The organism is Paenibacillus sp. NPDC056933 (assembly GCF_042674385.1).
GTDB lineage: Bacteria > Bacillota > Bacilli > Paenibacillales > Paenibacillaceae > Paenibacillus.
Genome location: NZ_JBHUQN010000001.1, coordinates 1,791,824 through 1,807,935, shown reverse-complemented (window position 1 = coordinate 1,807,935; position 16,112 = coordinate 1,791,824). Strand labels below are relative to the sequence as shown.

General features: G+C 36.6%; 21 protein-coding genes. All 21 read right to left on the bottom strand.

The window, feature by feature from the left end; genetic code table 11:
* Positions 1-26 precede the first annotated feature (26 nt).
* Positions 27-602: a class I SAM-dependent methyltransferase gene (locus tag ACFTRD_RS08300; RefSeq protein WP_379378718.1), complete on the bottom strand. Its 576-nt coding sequence runs from the start codon at positions 600-602 to the stop codon at positions 27-29.
* Positions 587-802 carry a class I SAM-dependent methyltransferase gene (locus tag ACFTRD_RS08295; protein WP_379378716.1) on the bottom strand — a complete coding sequence of 72 codons (216 nt, stop codon included), beginning with the start codon at positions 800-802 and terminating at the stop codon, positions 587-589. Before ACFTRD_RS08295 ends, ACFTRD_RS08300 begins: the two co-directional genes overlap by 16 nt.
* 214 nt (positions 803-1,016) lie before the next feature.
* Positions 1,017-1,490: a GNAT family N-acetyltransferase gene (locus ACFTRD_RS08290; RefSeq protein WP_379378714.1), complete on the bottom strand. Its 474-nt coding sequence runs from the start codon at positions 1,488-1,490 to the stop codon at positions 1,017-1,019.
* Positions 1,491-1,514: 24 nt separating this feature from the next.
* Complete coding sequence (locus ACFTRD_RS08285; RefSeq protein WP_379378712.1) at positions 1,515-2,081, bottom strand: GNAT family N-acetyltransferase; 567 nt, start codon at positions 2,079-2,081, stop codon at positions 1,515-1,517.
* A gap of 97 nt (positions 2,082-2,178) precedes the next feature.
* On the bottom strand, positions 2,179-2,703 hold the full coding sequence (locus ACFTRD_RS08280; RefSeq protein WP_379378710.1) for an HAD-IIIA family hydrolase: 525 nt from the start codon (positions 2,701-2,703) through the stop codon (positions 2,179-2,181).
* Positions 2,704-2,953: 250 nt separating this feature from the next.
* A complete protein-coding gene (locus tag ACFTRD_RS08275; protein ID WP_379378708.1) occupies positions 2,954-3,499 on the bottom strand; it encodes a GNAT family N-acetyltransferase in 546 nt (181 codons plus the stop codon).
* A gap of 209 nt (positions 3,500-3,708) precedes the next feature.
* Positions 3,709-4,704: a serine hydrolase domain-containing protein gene (locus ACFTRD_RS08270; protein WP_379378706.1), complete on the bottom strand. Its 996-nt coding sequence runs from the start codon at positions 4,702-4,704 to the stop codon at positions 3,709-3,711.
* Between the two features lie 119 nt (positions 4,705-4,823).
* Complete coding sequence (locus ACFTRD_RS08265) at positions 4,824-5,396, bottom strand: hypothetical protein (protein ID WP_379378704.1); 573 nt, start codon at positions 5,394-5,396, stop codon at positions 4,824-4,826.
* A 65-nt stretch (positions 5,397-5,461) separates the two neighbouring features.
* A complete protein-coding gene (locus tag ACFTRD_RS08260) occupies positions 5,462-6,547 on the bottom strand; it encodes a CHAP domain-containing protein (protein WP_379378702.1) in 1,086 nt (361 codons plus the stop codon).
* A gap of 143 nt (positions 6,548-6,690) precedes the next feature.
* Positions 6,691-7,092, bottom strand: a complete 402-nt coding sequence (locus ACFTRD_RS08255) for a GNAT family N-acetyltransferase (protein ID WP_379378700.1) — start codon at positions 7,090-7,092, stop codon at positions 6,691-6,693.
* Between the two features lie 79 nt (positions 7,093-7,171).
* Complete coding sequence (locus ACFTRD_RS08250) at positions 7,172-7,657, bottom strand: AAA family ATPase (protein ID WP_379378698.1); 486 nt, start codon at positions 7,655-7,657, stop codon at positions 7,172-7,174.
* A 230-nt stretch (positions 7,658-7,887) separates the two neighbouring features.
* Positions 7,888-8,634 (bottom strand): class I SAM-dependent methyltransferase, encoded by a 747-nt coding sequence (locus ACFTRD_RS08245; protein ID WP_379378696.1) that lies wholly within the window; start codon positions 8,632-8,634, stop codon positions 7,888-7,890.
* 191 nt (positions 8,635-8,825) lie between these two features.
* Entirely contained in the window at positions 8,826-9,605 is a 780-nt protein-coding gene (locus ACFTRD_RS08240; RefSeq protein WP_379378694.1) for a phosphotransferase family protein, read from the bottom strand.
* Positions 9,606-9,802: 197 nt separating this feature from the next.
* Positions 9,803-10,291 (bottom strand): hypothetical protein, encoded by a 489-nt coding sequence (locus ACFTRD_RS08235; protein WP_379378692.1) that lies wholly within the window; start codon positions 10,289-10,291, stop codon positions 9,803-9,805.
* Between the two features lie 230 nt (positions 10,292-10,521).
* Positions 10,522-11,163 carry a hypothetical protein gene (locus ACFTRD_RS08230; RefSeq protein WP_379378690.1) on the bottom strand — a complete coding sequence of 214 codons (642 nt, stop codon included), beginning with the start codon at positions 11,161-11,163 and terminating at the stop codon, positions 10,522-10,524.
* A gap of 298 nt (positions 11,164-11,461) precedes the next feature.
* Positions 11,462-12,082, bottom strand: coding sequence for a zinc dependent phospholipase C family protein (locus ACFTRD_RS08225; RefSeq protein WP_379378688.1), 621 nt, complete (start codon positions 12,080-12,082; stop codon positions 11,462-11,464).
* Positions 12,083-12,146: 64 nt separating this feature from the next.
* Positions 12,147-12,662 (bottom strand): phosphotransferase-like protein, encoded by a 516-nt coding sequence (locus tag ACFTRD_RS08220; RefSeq protein ID WP_379378686.1) that lies wholly within the window; start codon positions 12,660-12,662, stop codon positions 12,147-12,149.
* Between the two features lie 94 nt (positions 12,663-12,756).
* Complete coding sequence (locus ACFTRD_RS08215) at positions 12,757-13,863, bottom strand: DUF3626 domain-containing protein (RefSeq protein ID WP_379378684.1); 1,107 nt, start codon at positions 13,861-13,863, stop codon at positions 12,757-12,759.
* A gap of 182 nt (positions 13,864-14,045) precedes the next feature.
* Complete coding sequence (locus ACFTRD_RS08210) at positions 14,046-14,423, bottom strand: hypothetical protein (RefSeq protein WP_379378682.1); 378 nt, start codon at positions 14,421-14,423, stop codon at positions 14,046-14,048.
* Positions 14,424-14,848: 425 nt separating this feature from the next.
* Positions 14,849-15,313 carry a hypothetical protein gene (locus ACFTRD_RS08205; RefSeq protein WP_379378680.1) on the bottom strand — a complete coding sequence of 155 codons (465 nt, stop codon included), beginning with the start codon at positions 15,311-15,313 and terminating at the stop codon, positions 14,849-14,851.
* A gap of 182 nt (positions 15,314-15,495) precedes the next feature.
* Positions 15,496-15,951 carry a hypothetical protein gene (locus ACFTRD_RS08200; protein WP_379378678.1) on the bottom strand — a complete coding sequence of 152 codons (456 nt, stop codon included), beginning with the start codon at positions 15,949-15,951 and terminating at the stop codon, positions 15,496-15,498.
* Positions 15,952-16,112: the final 161 nt, after the last annotated feature.

The window sequence follows — 16,112 nt, the reverse complement described above, 5'->3', positions numbered from 1 at the left end:
GTCGTATTTCGAAATGAACACTTCAGTTACTTCATCTTCTTTCCTAAAAACAAAGCAACTCTATGGTCTTTGAAAATATATCCACCTGATCTATCAATAGAATTTTTGATTCTATTTAACAAATTGTTTCTGTCCGGTTCAGACAGTTGTCTATGCTTTGAATTGGTATTAAGCAAAAAAATATAATCGCTGCTTGTATATGAAAGGATTTGGCTATATTCTTTGACTTCTATTCTTGTAAAATTACCTGTTCCCTCAGTGATCGCTTTTCTTTCATTTATGGTTTCTTCAGGTGTTTGTAATGTTGAATCGTCCAAATGTGGTGCAAACTCTTTACAATAAGATCGTATTTCATTATGGATCTCATCGTACATTGGCACATGAATGGTCCAGAAGAAACCAATTGCACCTGAATCCTCAAGTAACTCCCACACCCTGCGATAACCAAACTGAGGATCAATAAAATGAAATGCAGTACCCGAAACTGCTAATTTAAAAGGACTACCTTCACCGTCCCACTCTTCGAACGATGTATTGATCACTTTAAGAGATGTATAGGATTTGAATTTTGTTGCAGTGAGCTGGGCTAATTTATCCCCCAATTCAATACATGTAATATTTTATATTCTCTATCAACTAATCCACTTGTTGCTTGTCCAGTTCCGCAACCGATTTCAAGGATTTTATCTTCTTTTAATGCATTTGAATAATTAAAAATATGGTCAAACATTTCATCTGGATAGGTGGGTCTATATTTTTCATATTCACTAGCAATACAATTAAACGTCTCTTTACTCTCCACTGGTCATACTCCCTTTATTATGATTATGGTTAATATCCAATAACGTTTCTGTATCTATGAACCCTAAAAGGGGTCTCAATTGAGATACTTCTCCAATCTCCATCCCTCAGATCAAACTTGCGTCAGGACCAAAGCTTGAATATTACGTTATACAATTTTGTTAGCCTTCACGCGCATCGACCTAGATTAGAGTCTTTGATTTTTTCTTGATTACCTAAATCATGCGTTTTTCATAAGGCACAATTGTCATTTTGTCGTTAATCTGCCTTGCCTCTCCCTTCTGTCTATATCCTAATTTTTCATAAAGGTAACAATTCCTCTGCTCTTCTAAGATTGTAGCCAACTCCCATATTTTCGCATCGCTATATCTACCTTCAATCATTGAAAATACTTTTTGTGCAATCCCTCTCCCTTGGTAGTCGGGTAAAATAAATACGGGGCTTACTCGATAGATTTTATTATCTTTTTTTACTATTCTTATGGCCCCCACAGGAATATTTGCTTCTTTTATTAGGTAATAATCTGTAAAGCTTTGATTTATTCGATCTGTTATTTGTTCCACCGTTTGATTTGCTGGGCTTGTTTCATAGTCTTTATATTTATTTAATAGAGGCATGAATGCCTTTATTTGCATTTCGTGAATAATTGAAGCTTCATTAACACCTGCTTTGAATAATGAGATTTCCATTTCATAGATCCTCCGTTATTGAAGCTAATTTGTGTTCTGCTTGTTTAATCTCTTGGCTTTCACTAGTTCATCATTCTCATTCATTACAATCGCTGCCGCTGTCAATTCATATTTAACTTGCGTTTTACTGTGCCCTTCTATTGTTTCAGTCATTTCTTCTACTTCTTTAAATCCACTCTTCTCATAAAATGCCCTTCCTATATGATTCTCTTTCCCTACCCATGCGAACATTTTCTTGATTGGATTTAAAATTTGAGTGAATCTCTGAATGAATTCTTTACCTATCCCCATTTTATGATATTCAGGTCGTATATAGATTCTTAGCAATTCGTATTCTTCTTCATTTACTTGTCTTGTTTGAGCATATCCAACGACTTCGTCATTAAATTCAGCGATTAAAAAACTCCGTTTAGCACTTTGAAGATCTCTCTCGACAGATCGACTTAAATTCTCATTTGAATAGGCTCTACTTAGAAAATTTTGTATGTAAGCTTCAGAGTAAATGCCTTTATAAGTATACATCCATGTTTCATGAGCTATAGCTTGAATATGTGGAATATCCCCATTTGAAACAAATCGAATTGTAATCATCTGGTTATCCTTCTTTCGTTAGTAATTAATGAACTTTATAGTCTCTCTTAAGGAATGCATAATCCAAGAATTAACCTTCTAGGGTTGTATCCTGTTTTCACTCTAGTATCCATCTTACAGCTTCATTAATATCTTCGGCTATGAAATCAGGTTCAATCGTTTTCCATTTATCCCTATATTCCAACAATGATGGTACACCCCATCCCGTTTTAACTAATATTTTAATAGCACCGACTGTATGTGCAGCTATCATATCCGTATCACCAACATCACCAATCACTACACACCTAGATAAATCTAATCCATATTTCTTAGCAGCTTCAAGAAGCATACCAGGCTCGGGCTTCTTACAATGACAATTATCATGATCACTATGAGGACAAATAAAAGAATCATCGAACCCATATTCCTCAAATTGCAATCTAAATTCTTCTAATGTTGCTTCATTCCGTGAAATTCTATGCTGATTAGTAAAAGCGAATACCTTCAATCCAACTTGTTTAATTTTGTTTATAGAGTTTTGAGCACCTTCAAAAAGTGTAAAATCACTTGGATGAACAAAATGACCTGTTCCACCAATGGTGCCGTCTCGGTCAATAAACACTGCCTGGATATTCTTCATTTTATCCCCCTTGTATTTTTTTCTCAAAAATCAGTTAGTGAAACTGTATCAACATCTAATCTATAAATTTCGTATAAATCCCTTAATCAAACAAATATAAAATACAAACTAACCATATTATTACATATATGAAGTAACTCAAGCAAAAAAAAGATGATTTCTCGTCTGCCCTGTTGCTGGACTCACTATTATTTACTCTTCTTTACTGAATCCTCGGTGACGTTGGATATCAGGGTGATAGGTGCCTCCACTAGGATAAGCCAAATCTATTATCATTTTCCCCAACTGACAACCTCCAGTCATTACATCTTATGACAGTCCCAATCGGGTATTCAAAATCACACTCACCAATATACGAAAAGCCCAGCTTGCGGCAAATGGCATTAGAAGCGGGATTACTGGTTTTAGGAAAAGCGTGAATGAATTTATGTTTCTTCTTTTCAGAATGGATAGAAGCTATCGCCTTCGCTGTTGCTTCTGTCGCTATTCCTCTACCTTGAAATTCCGGCAAAACACTCCACCCTATTTCGTAAACAGATTCTTCTTTCCAAGTCTGATTCCAATATCCTACACTACCAACGACTTCAAGATGCGGAAGCAAGAGGATCTTAAACATTTTCCCTGTTCCATTTTGGGCGATTTCATAATAGCGCTTATGACGAGCTAGGATTTTCTCCTCAGTCTCTGGTCCTCCGAAGTGTACTGTCATCTCAGGCGAATTTAATTGGCGAAGCAAACCTAGATCTCCTTCGTCCCAAAGTTCAACTCTTACCTCTAGCGCATTCCTTTGTTCCATCTTGTCACTCACCCCACTGTTTTTATTCCTGATCAAATTTAGATAAACGAGATTTACTATTCTCAGTCCAATTATACCAGAACATATATTCCCATTCAGCAAAAATTTATCATTATCACTTAATTTCCCTGGATGCCAATCCACGATACGATTAGTCGGTTCGGATGAAACTACTTCATAACTAACATCATTTAAGCCAAGTTCACGGTTTATAGATCTTCTAAGTACTTACAGACCAAGTTCCCAAATGTTCTGATATCCTCAAGATAATCGTATCCTAATGGATTTTGTCCGGTCTGATTATACATTCTTATTGCTACAGTTTTACACTTAGGAATGACAAGACATACACAGCCAGTGGCACCCAGAGACTGAAAAGAACCGTATGGAAGTTTATCACCTAATTCTGTCAAAGAACGTGGTTCATCTTGCACAAACCAAAAAAAGCCGTTTCTCGGCAATTGCTGTTCCAGATGGGGAGGACTAATAATAGTGGTCGTTTGCTCGAATATTTCTTTAGGGAGTATCTGCTTCCCATTTATGGATCCCCTATTCAAATGCAAATATCCCCAGTATGCCAGTTCCTTTGTGCTAATAAATAAGTTGGCATAATTGCCTTGATCATCTTTATATTGTTCATTAAGCCATACTAATTTTTCATTATATTCCTTTCTCCATCCAGTTTGTCTAAAACCCATAGGCGAGAATACACGCTCTTCGAGTAATTGTGACAAAGGCATCTTATATAGTTTCCGAATAATCTCAATGAGCAGATTAACACCAATATTGTTGTACTTCCAGTCAGTCCCCTGGAGAAACAATCTATTATTCAGATCACCTAAACCATGAGTGTGGGTTAACAAATGTCGTATTGTTATATGGCTTAATGCCTCCCTATCTAAATCATTCAAGTAGTCCACAACAAGATCATCTATGCTTCTGACCTTACCCTCATGTAATGCAAGACTAATAGCAAACCCTAAAAATGTCTTTCGAACTGAAGCAACATTAAACTGTGATTCCTCATCAACTAATCGACTATCTTTAGAATTGTCATGTACTCCTGAATACCATTCATTCACGATACGATCATGATGAATAATGAAGGTCGCAGCAGCGGTAGCAGATATTATATTCTTTACGTGCGAGACATAATCATTCAGTTCAATGAATGATTTATTTTTTGATATTTTAAGGTTAAGCAATGGAAAGTACACCTTCTTCACTATTTTTATTTATTTAAGATAACGTTCTCATATTCTCGGACTCTCACCGCTCCGCAGCATGAGATCGTTATACGACGTTCTCCTCTTACCCGAAAAACTCAATAATGCTCCTTAAACCTCTTTATCCACCAATCCTGCTTCAATAAATACTCAAATTTAATGGGCATGATTATAAATTGTTCATTTACTTCAATGGGTTCTCTTAAGCCTGTATATACTAAATCGACGTCTAACCTAAATGGCTTAATTTTTCTTCCGACTTGACTTTCGAATTCCTGCACAAAAGCTAAAAGATCTGGGCTTGCTTCCCAGTAATGCATTGCAATTTGACCGCCAGCAGGCATGTTCCACCATTTAATGAATGACGGCCACATATTAATCAGCACTGCCTTTAATTCCTCTTCTCTAATCTTTGAAAAATCAGGAGGATCTATAATTAAATATTGGTGATTTCCCTTTTTCCGCTCGCCCTTTTTATAGATGCTCTGATTCCATAGCTCTTTCCATTGCTCTTTAAATTTTTCATTAGTTCGCTCAACATTTAAAAATTGACTATTTGGCCAGACACCTTCTTCGAACTCATCTGTTAATAATCCACATGCACTAGCCACAAACATCAGAAAATTCAAGTCATATTCTCCTGAAATACAAATGGTCCAAGAATTGTTCATTGTAATTCACTCCTTTCAAACAATATTTAAGCTCACTATTATTTCTAAAGCTATTTTACTAAACATTATTTAGAAAGGATCGGTATATATTCCCCATCAAAATGAAATTGATAGCTGTCATCTATACGTATATATCCGTAAATACAGTGCCCTCTATCCCTGTAACAAACGCTGGAGAAGTTTTCATTGTCTCTGTTACCCTCTGCAACCAATAATCGATTTCCCTCACATGCCAAAACAATTCCAATATGATCATGAGAATGATCGGATAGAAGCTTTTCAAAAATGACAATATCACCACGCTTTGGTTTAAAACCATGATATCCATCTTGATATAAAAAACTCGTTTCAGGTAGCTGAGCCCAATCCAACCACGCGCCAACCCCAGCTAATCGATAACTGTGATTCGGGTATCGAATAGGGACTATGATGCCAGCCTGCATGCAGCAATGATAGACGAATGCGGCACACCAATTTGCTTCCAGTACTTTATAGATATCCGAGTCCGGCCAATACTTGCATATTTCCCGATAGTGTTCATTCTCTGGAATTCCTATAACCCCTCGACCTGCAAGCGCTTCCGCAAAATCCGCCAACTTAAGCCGTCTATTTATAATACTTTTGTTTATCGTTTCTCTATTGCTCTCGCACTTCACCTTTACCTGTTCTATTGGAATCCCTAATTCAACAAAACCTTTTTGTAGTCTATTTATCTCAACTTCAGAAAAATGATTCCCTGGATTCTGAACATACATCTGTATAAGTATCGCGTCTTTAATAATTTCTTCATACGGTCCATGGACTCGATGTTTATCGTTTTGATAAAAGATCGATCGAAGAATGACAGATAGCTCTTCGTCGGTAAAGATTTGGGAACTGCGCAAAATCGGTCTTACCGTATCTGCACTGTTAGGACCAGGAAAGTATTTGATTCCGGTTTTATAGAAATAAAAACCATGGAGCAACCCCGCGATTGCAGCAATTTCCCAACTATGTTCTCTTCGTATGGCAAGCAAAGAAGCGAAGCTAGAAACCCCGAAAAGATTAACCAATGCATCCTCTTTCTTGGAGATATTCTGTGTAGCAGGTAGCATTTCAAGAACAAGAGAACGAACAAGTTCAACCCGTTTAAGCTTTTTCTCAGAAATCAAACTTTCGCCTCCTATCACTAAAGCAGGTTTAAATGCTCTTATCTTAAGCTGGGCGTTCGTCAGATTGAACGACAAGGGGCATAAGCCCCGAAGTAAGAATTTAATTTTAGATGATGTCACCTGCTTATTCTCTGACTAGACTTTTAACTTCCTTGATTCTTATAATGCATTACAATTTGCTTTGTCCGTTTAAATCCTGACAATTCGTAAAAACCATCCAAATCATCTGTACAAAACAAACTTATAACGTCAATATCTTTCAATACATCTAAAAGTCTGTTAATCATTAGTTCTCCTATTCCTTTATTTCTGTACGTACTTAATACAACAACATCTTCTATATAAGCCCGATATATTCCGTCTGAAATAGACCTACAGAAACCAACTAACATATCATCTTGCCAAGCTCCTACTGCAACGCCACTTACAAGTAACTGTAATATTCCATTCTCATCTCGGTTAGGCCACCAACCAGCATCTTGATAAAGACCCATTAGTTCAGATTGTAGAATCGGTTTCTCTGTATGTAATTTTAACGTTACCATGAATAACTCCCATAGATAATTTTTTTGGATCTATTATATGTAATGTTCCTTATTTATGACGTAAACATTCTCATATTAATTACCAATTCTTAATGACCCAATTTTGAATTTGTTTTGCTATTTCTTCTGGTGGAAGACTTGTTGTATCAATTGTTGGCATTGGGGGATTAAAAGCTTGATCAGCATTCTGTATTAACCATCCGGCAAATTTCCTATGATCTTCAATTGCACTTTCATCCCATCCTCTTGCCTTCAATCGTCCTTCACGTGTCAAATCATCACAATGCAAGTTTATATAAAAGATCTTATCAAACTTATCTTTATGATCTGCTGATTCGATATTTTCAGGAACCATGGTGCCACATAGAACCGTACCACGACCACTTAAAGAAATACTATAAGCAATTCTCAACCAATTAGCTTTGGCGATTTGCCAATCAACATTATTAATGATATCCATATCAAACACATCAAAGCCGGGAAGTAGATTGCGAATCAGAGAACAAATAGTCGTTTTTCCTGTTCCACTTGCACCGGTCACTATAAATAAAGGTAACTTCTTCATTGAATTTCCGCCTTTACGATTTGAAATAGTTTACAATTATTACTATAACATTCCTGTATTCTTTAAACCAATGGGCCATCTGTTGAGATTCCTCTTCGAAATTCATCCCGCAGAACTAAGCTCCAAAGATACCGCTATAGGACCTCAGCCTCCACTGTGGAATGCGAGCAACTAATATTAACCTAAAATCTCCGTTTACATATACTACCTGGCGACGAAATGTGCTCATTTTAAAGTTTTCTTGCTTTGATAACGAAGGTTACAGGAAACATCTTCGCTCTTTTTACGAGATCATTATTCTCATCGTGCAATTGTATGATTTCATTCTCGGTTTCTTCAATCATTTGTTCAATAACAAACCCTGCTTTTGCCAACGCATTGATATAGGTTGATAGTTTACGATCAGACAAAGTTAGCTCGCCTTGACAAAAATCAGGAGATACCGAGTACCAGGATTCATCGAAATAACACTTTTTAAAAATCAAACTATTATTTTCTTCAATAACACATTTGTGAATTGGATGCGACCAACTGAAAATAAATATCCCGTCCTTTTTCAAATAAGAAGCGATTCGACAAAAAGTACCTTCAAGGTCGGTTGTCCAGCCTATGGCGTAAATCGAATACACAAAATCAAAATAATCCACGGGGATGTTACATTCTTCTTCCATGGGAGAACAGATCAATTTTGCTGAAAGACCACACGTTATCAAATGTTGCGTTGCCTTTTCAATCTGTTTTTCCGATATGTCCATCCCCCAAAGTTCAGCTGCTTTACGCTCTCCCTGATATTGCAAAGATTGACCATCTCCACAGCCTATCTCTAAAACCTTTTTTCCTGAGACATCACCAAAAAGTTGGCATTTTTCTTCTGTGACAAATGCTCCATAAAAAGGAAGCACGATCGGTCTTAAAAAGTCATTTCCTTTTGTATCCCAATAGGAACTGTTTGTTTCATAAACACTTTGCTTATTCATCCTGTTAACCTCCTCAATATAATTTTTGTTCACTGCTCATTTGTTAATTTAATGCCCCTTCGTAATCGATCTTGTAGACAACACTCCTTGAGCAATGCACTTCCTTGAAAAGTCTCGATCGGACCAAGGTCAATTAGCCCGGATCCTATCCAGAACATCGTGTTATCTGATGAGCACGCTCCGAAGCGATACTAAAAGAAGCTGTATATTCCATCTTCGAAGTAGTTATATTCTTCATCAGATATTCTTAACTTGCCATATGCGTTATAAAATATTTCTTTGTCTCTTTCATTTTCAAAAGCATTATATTTTGGTCTAATGGCCAATGCTACATCATATCTTGGATCCCCGTACGTAGCCCCTGACCAATCAATAACTCCCACTATATTGCATTCATTGACTAATACATTATCTATTGTAAAATCTCCATGAATCAAAGTGTTATCAATTGGTTTTGGCCTTACTTCTTTCAACCGTTTAAGTCGTTCTTCTGATCCGTCTACAGCAAAGTGAGTTAGATTATATTCTGCTTTATTAAGCATTGTATCTAACCAAGGATGATCCTTTTTCACTAATTCATTAGGGCAAGAACATTCATGTATTCTCTTTAAACAAAGTCCAAAGTTAAAAATAGCTTTTTCTTTATCTTTGAGATCGGGCTCTTTAGATAGAAATTCTCTTAAACTTATTCCGTCAATATAGTCCATTAAAAGCCATCTCGATTTATTCTCGACATGATATAAATATGCTCTCGGCACTGGTAATCCCGTATGGTAAAGATATTGAAGTACCCTGTATTCTTCTGATAACCACTCATTGTAGAGATTGTTTTCTGTCTTTTTGATTATGTACTTTTTATCGGGTGTATCCAGAATAGCCACGATAGAAGTATGACCTTGCCTGGGAAAAGTAATTTTCTGGACTTTTCCGATTCGTTCTATTATCTCAATTGGGAGGTCCTGAACATTCATGCTTTCATCCTTTCTTGCACTTCATTGCCTTTCAAATATCGTTCTCTGCATTGACGAACCTGTAGGGGGCCGTATCTACAGCCTCATAGAAAACTCGTCTGTGGAACGAAGGCCGAAGGCGCCATCTCAATGCGTGAATTCATTGTTATTTACTCTCATTATGTGCATGATTTGTTCTTAACCAATTAAACATAAAGTCAAAAAGCTCTATCGAATGCTTGAAAGTATCTCTTCTGAGGTTCAATGAATTTCAAATTTAATTCAAAGCCTCTTCTCAATCTAGTATTATCATTTGCTTTTCTTGCCCTCAGATTAATCTCATTGGTATAGAGAATAAAATATTTATCAGGAAACCCTAATTTTCTTTGACTTATCAAGGGTCTATAAAATTCTTCAACAAATTTTAAAGTTTGTCCATCGAATAAAGTGAAATCAAATGCCCAGTTATACCAGAAGGGTTGATATAAATCGATATCGATTATCACTTCTCCATCTTGTTCTTTCTCAATAGCAATGTTCCATCGATCAAGTTGTCGTTCAAAAAACCATTCAGGGTATTCTTGTTCAGGCTTTTTCCACCAGGTAGCAATTTCAGGAATATGGAATGCTCCATTTTGAGTCGCAAGCGCAGCCGAAGTCGTAGTCTTCCCTGCTGCGCTAGCGCCTTCAATACTTATAATTGTCATTTATGATTCCCCGTTTCGTTCTGATCTGCTCGAGCACTGTCTTAGGCATCTTCCATATAATTGTGTCGGATCATACTATAAAGATCGGTCGTAAAGATCAAGTTAAACTGAAGGAGTTACTCACGCCGTCGAAGTCGAATGTGTTTACTCATGTCCTGTTATTTAAACAGGCTACCTTATATCGGTAGCCTGCCCCGTATTACATATGAAATTAACAAAGGATGCTCATATCATAATTTGAAATGCTCACGAACTAATCTGAATTGTTCTTCGATACCCATGCCAGGTGCTCTTTCAAGTGTTTTGATATTGTTATTATCGCAGGCATTTCTAATTTCATGGGAGAATTTCACCATAGTTTTGTTGCCATGTTTAATCGTTTCCGTTGGATTTGATGTAAGCTTAATAACATCCAAAATCATCTTATGGTCTTCTCTAAAGTAATATAATCTTTCTATTTCTTCATCAGATGTATAAAGACACATTATTCTTTCTTTAGGAATAAAGGGTAAGATGTGTTGAGGCATTATTCCTAAATCTATAATAATTGGTTTATCCGTTGGCATTTTCAATAAATCAATAATGAAAAATTCCATCATCTCTTCAACGATTTCACAAAGCCATCGAAAATACACATCAGTAGGCCTATTAAACCACTCCTCCCAGTTTAAACCGGGATGGGGATATTGAAGAGCAGGATATTCAGTCGGATTAGTGAATGGTCTATACTTCAAGACATCATCGCTCAATGTTTGAAATCCTAACTCTGCAACAAATTTCTTTGTCATCGTTGTCTTTCCCGCGCAACAACCACCATTTAACCAATACACATGCTTTAATTGTTCTTTTAAATAATTGTTATTTATTCTCATTTTAATCCTCCTCAATTTTTAATATTGAGGGAGATTACGGATTCTTATCGGTTTGTTATACAGACAACAAAACCACATAATATAATCCTCCTTTTCTTATTTATACCTAAATAGTATTCGGCGAATTATAGTTTACTCCTTCATTTCCCACTAATCTGTCCGTTAGATTTAAATTTAAAACTTCGAGCCACATGACAGTGCGATTGACTTTCTCTCATGTCTTTAGACCGAACAGCTATCATGCGGGTGCGATACGTGGATGCATTGTTAAGGGACACCTCAGACTTCATAAAATTGCTTACAAGTTGTACTTTATCTTTATATACTTCATATTCAATATTCCCAAATCGACTGATGTCTCTAGGTATCCAATGATCTGCTCAAAAGTAAAAACATTAAGGGTTTCATTTAAAATTTCTTTGTCATAATCCAAATCGTCAAATACACATGGCACAAACTTTTTGACATCTGTAGATTTAACTTCCTCTAAATCCGGTATTGTTGGAATATAATTGAGCCTTCTTCTTAATTCCTCTTCATATCCATAATGTTCAAGCAACTTCCCATTCAATAATTTAAAGTCGTTATGATACTGTGTATATAATCCCTCATTAGCTTCCATTCTGTTCCTTAACCAAGGTAAATTAAAACCTTTCAACCATATGTCATCGGCAATTAAATGTGTGAAATAACCCAGAACGTAAAGGTCTGCTGCCTGTGACCGATACTTATGTAAAAATCCTTTATAGTCTACGTTCCTTGAATAATCCTGAATTTCACCAGCAAAAAAATGTGATGAATCTTTTGTTGTAACAGCATCCGGTGCAATATTTCCAAGTAAAAAAGACGTCTTATCTACAATAGATAGGGAATCTGCAATTCTATTCGCTATAATCAGATGCATTATTCTTGAACCCATACTTCTTCCTCCCTTCAATGAAAGTTTGAAGTGTTTTGCTTTCTTGAACTGATATTTCCAATCATTATTTTTTGAATAGTGATGTGATAATCATTTCTGCACATTCTTCCGGCGTATTCAAACTCGTATCGACTGAGAAGCTATAGTGAATGTGTTGCGACATTATTTTATTTTGCTCATCGGATTGATCTTCTTTTCTGTCACCACGTTCTATATTTCGCTTACGACAAAGATCTAACGGGCAATACACCTCAACGATATCTAAAGGATATCCATCAAATATATCTTGGACTTTATCATAATGCGGCTTTAATTCCGGTCTTTCAACAAGTATCCCATCAATTAAAACATTCTTTCCATGATCCGAAAATAATTTTGCTGTATGATACATTATCATGATCGCTTCACTTAAATACTTCCAGTAGTCTGTTTGCAAATGTTTATCACCGATCGTATTTTCAAAAAGATCATTGGCCACAACATAAAAAAAGGGTTCAGAGTAATTTTGCATCGCTTCTACGATTGAAGTTTTACCTGAACTGGTTACGCCATTCAAAAATATAATTTTCCCTTTATCCATTTTTCTCATCTTCCTTTGCATGGGTTATGTTTGAGTTTCTACGACTTCTTCGAATTGTAAAATCGACCTATTCAACCAGTATTCCCGGTAAAAATCAGTTGCTCCGAGCATCAATCGATTTACCATATCGAACGAGTATATGCCACATGTATTTTAATTCCTGAAGCACTTCTTCGTAGTTACCTCTGTCAGACCAGAGATCAGGATTGCGTTTCAAATCGTTGACAGCATCCCCGATCACACTTGCGTCAATGTTACCGTTGCTTGCAATTCGCTTTGCTAATGATGGCATGGTTGGACCCCTAAAATCGGAGGGCACTTCCTCTGCACGCATCGCAAATCCCATATGCCAAAGTAGATCAATGGAATATTTGATGCAGATTTGCTCTAAGTAATTCCCTATTTCGGTTCCTTTGAACGATGGATCAGCAACCAAAATTTCCACATCATCTTCAAGAAATATATCTCCATGAACTTGGGTTTCGATAAAATGATTAAGATTCCGATGTGGGGCCAGTTTTGACAGATCCTTTAACGGACGTTCCAGATTGTACAATAGCTGATCTATCAATTTTTTAGGAGTAAGATCTTTTTCTCCAATAGCATAGTCCCGAAAGAAAGCATCCGTAAAAAGTGCAGATAAAATATCGTCTAACTCCTCATATGTCCCCTTTTCCTTTGGATCATCTTGAGAGCCACCGTAAGTGAACGTGCAACGATGTGAAGCATTCGGTTTTAAAAGAAAATAACAAGATCCAAACCGTGGAGACGGTCCATCCGGATGTAAAAACAAATGAAGAGCACCATACTTTGGCCTTTCAAAGTTGGTTGCACCTTCTAACTGATATGCTCCACCAAATAGTTTTTCTTCCCAAAGATCTCGTGCACCACCTACGTATGCAGATACGCTCCCGTTGGATATGAAAGTCTCGAACTGACTTTTATAGATCCCCTGCTCAAATAATGATTGAGCCACACTTTTCATATCTACAACCGGACGATCCGGATGAAAATGCAGAGCCACCCTTGCATGGGATTTCAGCTTTTGGACTGCTTCTTCAAAGGTATTCCAAGAGATATTCGATAACTGTAAAATTTCTTTGAGTGATGCTTGAGCTTCCCTTTTTTGGGATCTTGCGTCATTACTTATATATTTAATTGCTGCGTTCTGAGATCTTGTAAGTTGTCTGTTGTTCGACACAAGAAACACCAACCTCTTCTAAAATTAGCCCGAAGAGCGCCCGCGATATGGTTAGGTGGTGCGGATGTGCCCGGCTGCTTCTACTTCCCGTTAAATGCCTCATATAACTACATATGGCTCCTCCTGAACCGAGGGCCGATGCGTGGATATAGTGTTAGATGATGGGGCTGACTTCCTTGAAATTACATAACATTATTCTGATTCTCTATATTCTTTAAATACCTAAAATACAATTGCTTATTAAAATAGTCATTTACTAAAATAATCAAAAATAAAAAAGGAGATACCAATAACACTTTCCATACCATCTCAATATCATTTTTATTTACTAATAGAAGCAGAGCTATCAATGCAATTACGGCGATTACTCCTATATATTTATCTCTGCTTTTATAATTAATTGAGTTTGCGAATGATCCAAAAACTGTACCAATTACGACTCCAATAATTGCTGGCTCTGAAAATGGTACGCCAATCAAATATAGAATTCCAAGCATGGTTGAGAGAAAACTTATACTTGAAAGAAATATCATTAGTTTATACTTCATTTCTGCTTTCATGGATTTAGAACTTCACCGCCCTTCAGCCTTTTCATCTAACGTTTCTGTATTGATGAGCCCCAATAGGGTTATTCCTCAATGTGATTACCCATCTTTTTTGATTGCGCACTTCAAATATAGCTCTTGTATTATTTTCGCTTTGAATCAAGTCTAAATTTGGTCTATTATCCCTGAACTATCCTTAGCTAAAAACGAATTGGAGGTAGCTTATGGAAGTTGGAAAAATATTGGGGATTGCCTACAATGTGATTCCTGTTGAAGACTTAGAAAAATCAGCAACTTGGTTTGTTAAACATTTTAGATTTAATATCCGAAATTGAAGAGGGGTGTCCGCCTGATTCTGCGCCTCTGCTTATATCCTTCGGGCGGACCGAGGAGCCTCCAGGCTCCGATACGTGGATATAATGTTAGATGAAGTTACCAGACTACTCCGAAATTACCCACGGAACGATCCCTTCAAATTCAATTTGTAATATTGGCTCTGGAAACCCATCACGCACTAAATTTATCTCATTCGTAAATCCAAATCTGAAGTTATCGATTTTATATAAATCGTTGTCTAATGAAGTCACTGTTCCTGATTCATCATTTTTGTTCCATACATCAGGTCCACTAATCAATCTACCAACTATATGAAAGAACCCGCCATATAAATGGTTTCCATCTTCATTCTCACAGTATTCAGATACTTCTCCTTCTTTTCTTGGATCTATTCCTAAACTATCAAAAAAGGTTACAACATCCTTCGGTAGGAATGGAATTGCCTCAACAAAGTTCTTACAATTTAAACATTCGCACCCCTCAGTAATTAAATGATAAGATTTATAGAACTCTTTGGTTTTATTAAAATCATATTCAATTATCCATTTGTGTATTTGAATCCTTTTCATAGGTTCACATCACTTTGCTCTGGTAATTTCATCTAACGTTCCGGTATTCACGACCCGACGCATGTCGGATGTGTCTGGCTGATCCTACTTCCTCGAAAACCCTCTGTCGGACCGAGGGCGTATGCCCGATGCGTAAATATAATGTTATCTGATGCCGATGACTTCCTGAAACACTTTCAACATCAATCTCTTGGTATTTCAACTATAATTGGATCTGTCGTTGATACAACATCAATTATGTGATTCAAACAACTTATTCCATAATGCTTATATGGTCCGGGATATTCTTCTGTTGCTATCGTACTTGTATCAATAAAATCCAGATATCTAGATTTACCGTAGATTCTAAATACCTTACCTTCGAATTCTTCATAATCATCCCACACAGTATAACTTTCGTTTCTTACTGAATATCCTATATACCATTCAAAATCCATTTGAATGTGTGGCAATGATTCATCAATATCTATTGAATATGAATCCTTAATTTCGATTTCTCCTATTGTAACTGTCTCAGCAATTTCGCTTGTCTTACTTCTACTAAATATTAACCTTAGATGATTATCTTTTGTTTCAAATATCTGATCTAGATATATGTCTTTAAGCTCTGACAGGTCTGAATACTTCAATGACTCCACTTCCCATTTTGATTTAGTATTATTCCATCAGTTTTAGATAACGTTCCCGTATTCACGACGCCGTGAGGCTAACTGCGCGCAAGCGCAGTTAGCCTCGCAGGTGTGTCCGCTGAATCCTCATCCCTGCCGATCGCTCCCGCGACCGAGGGCCATCATGCCAA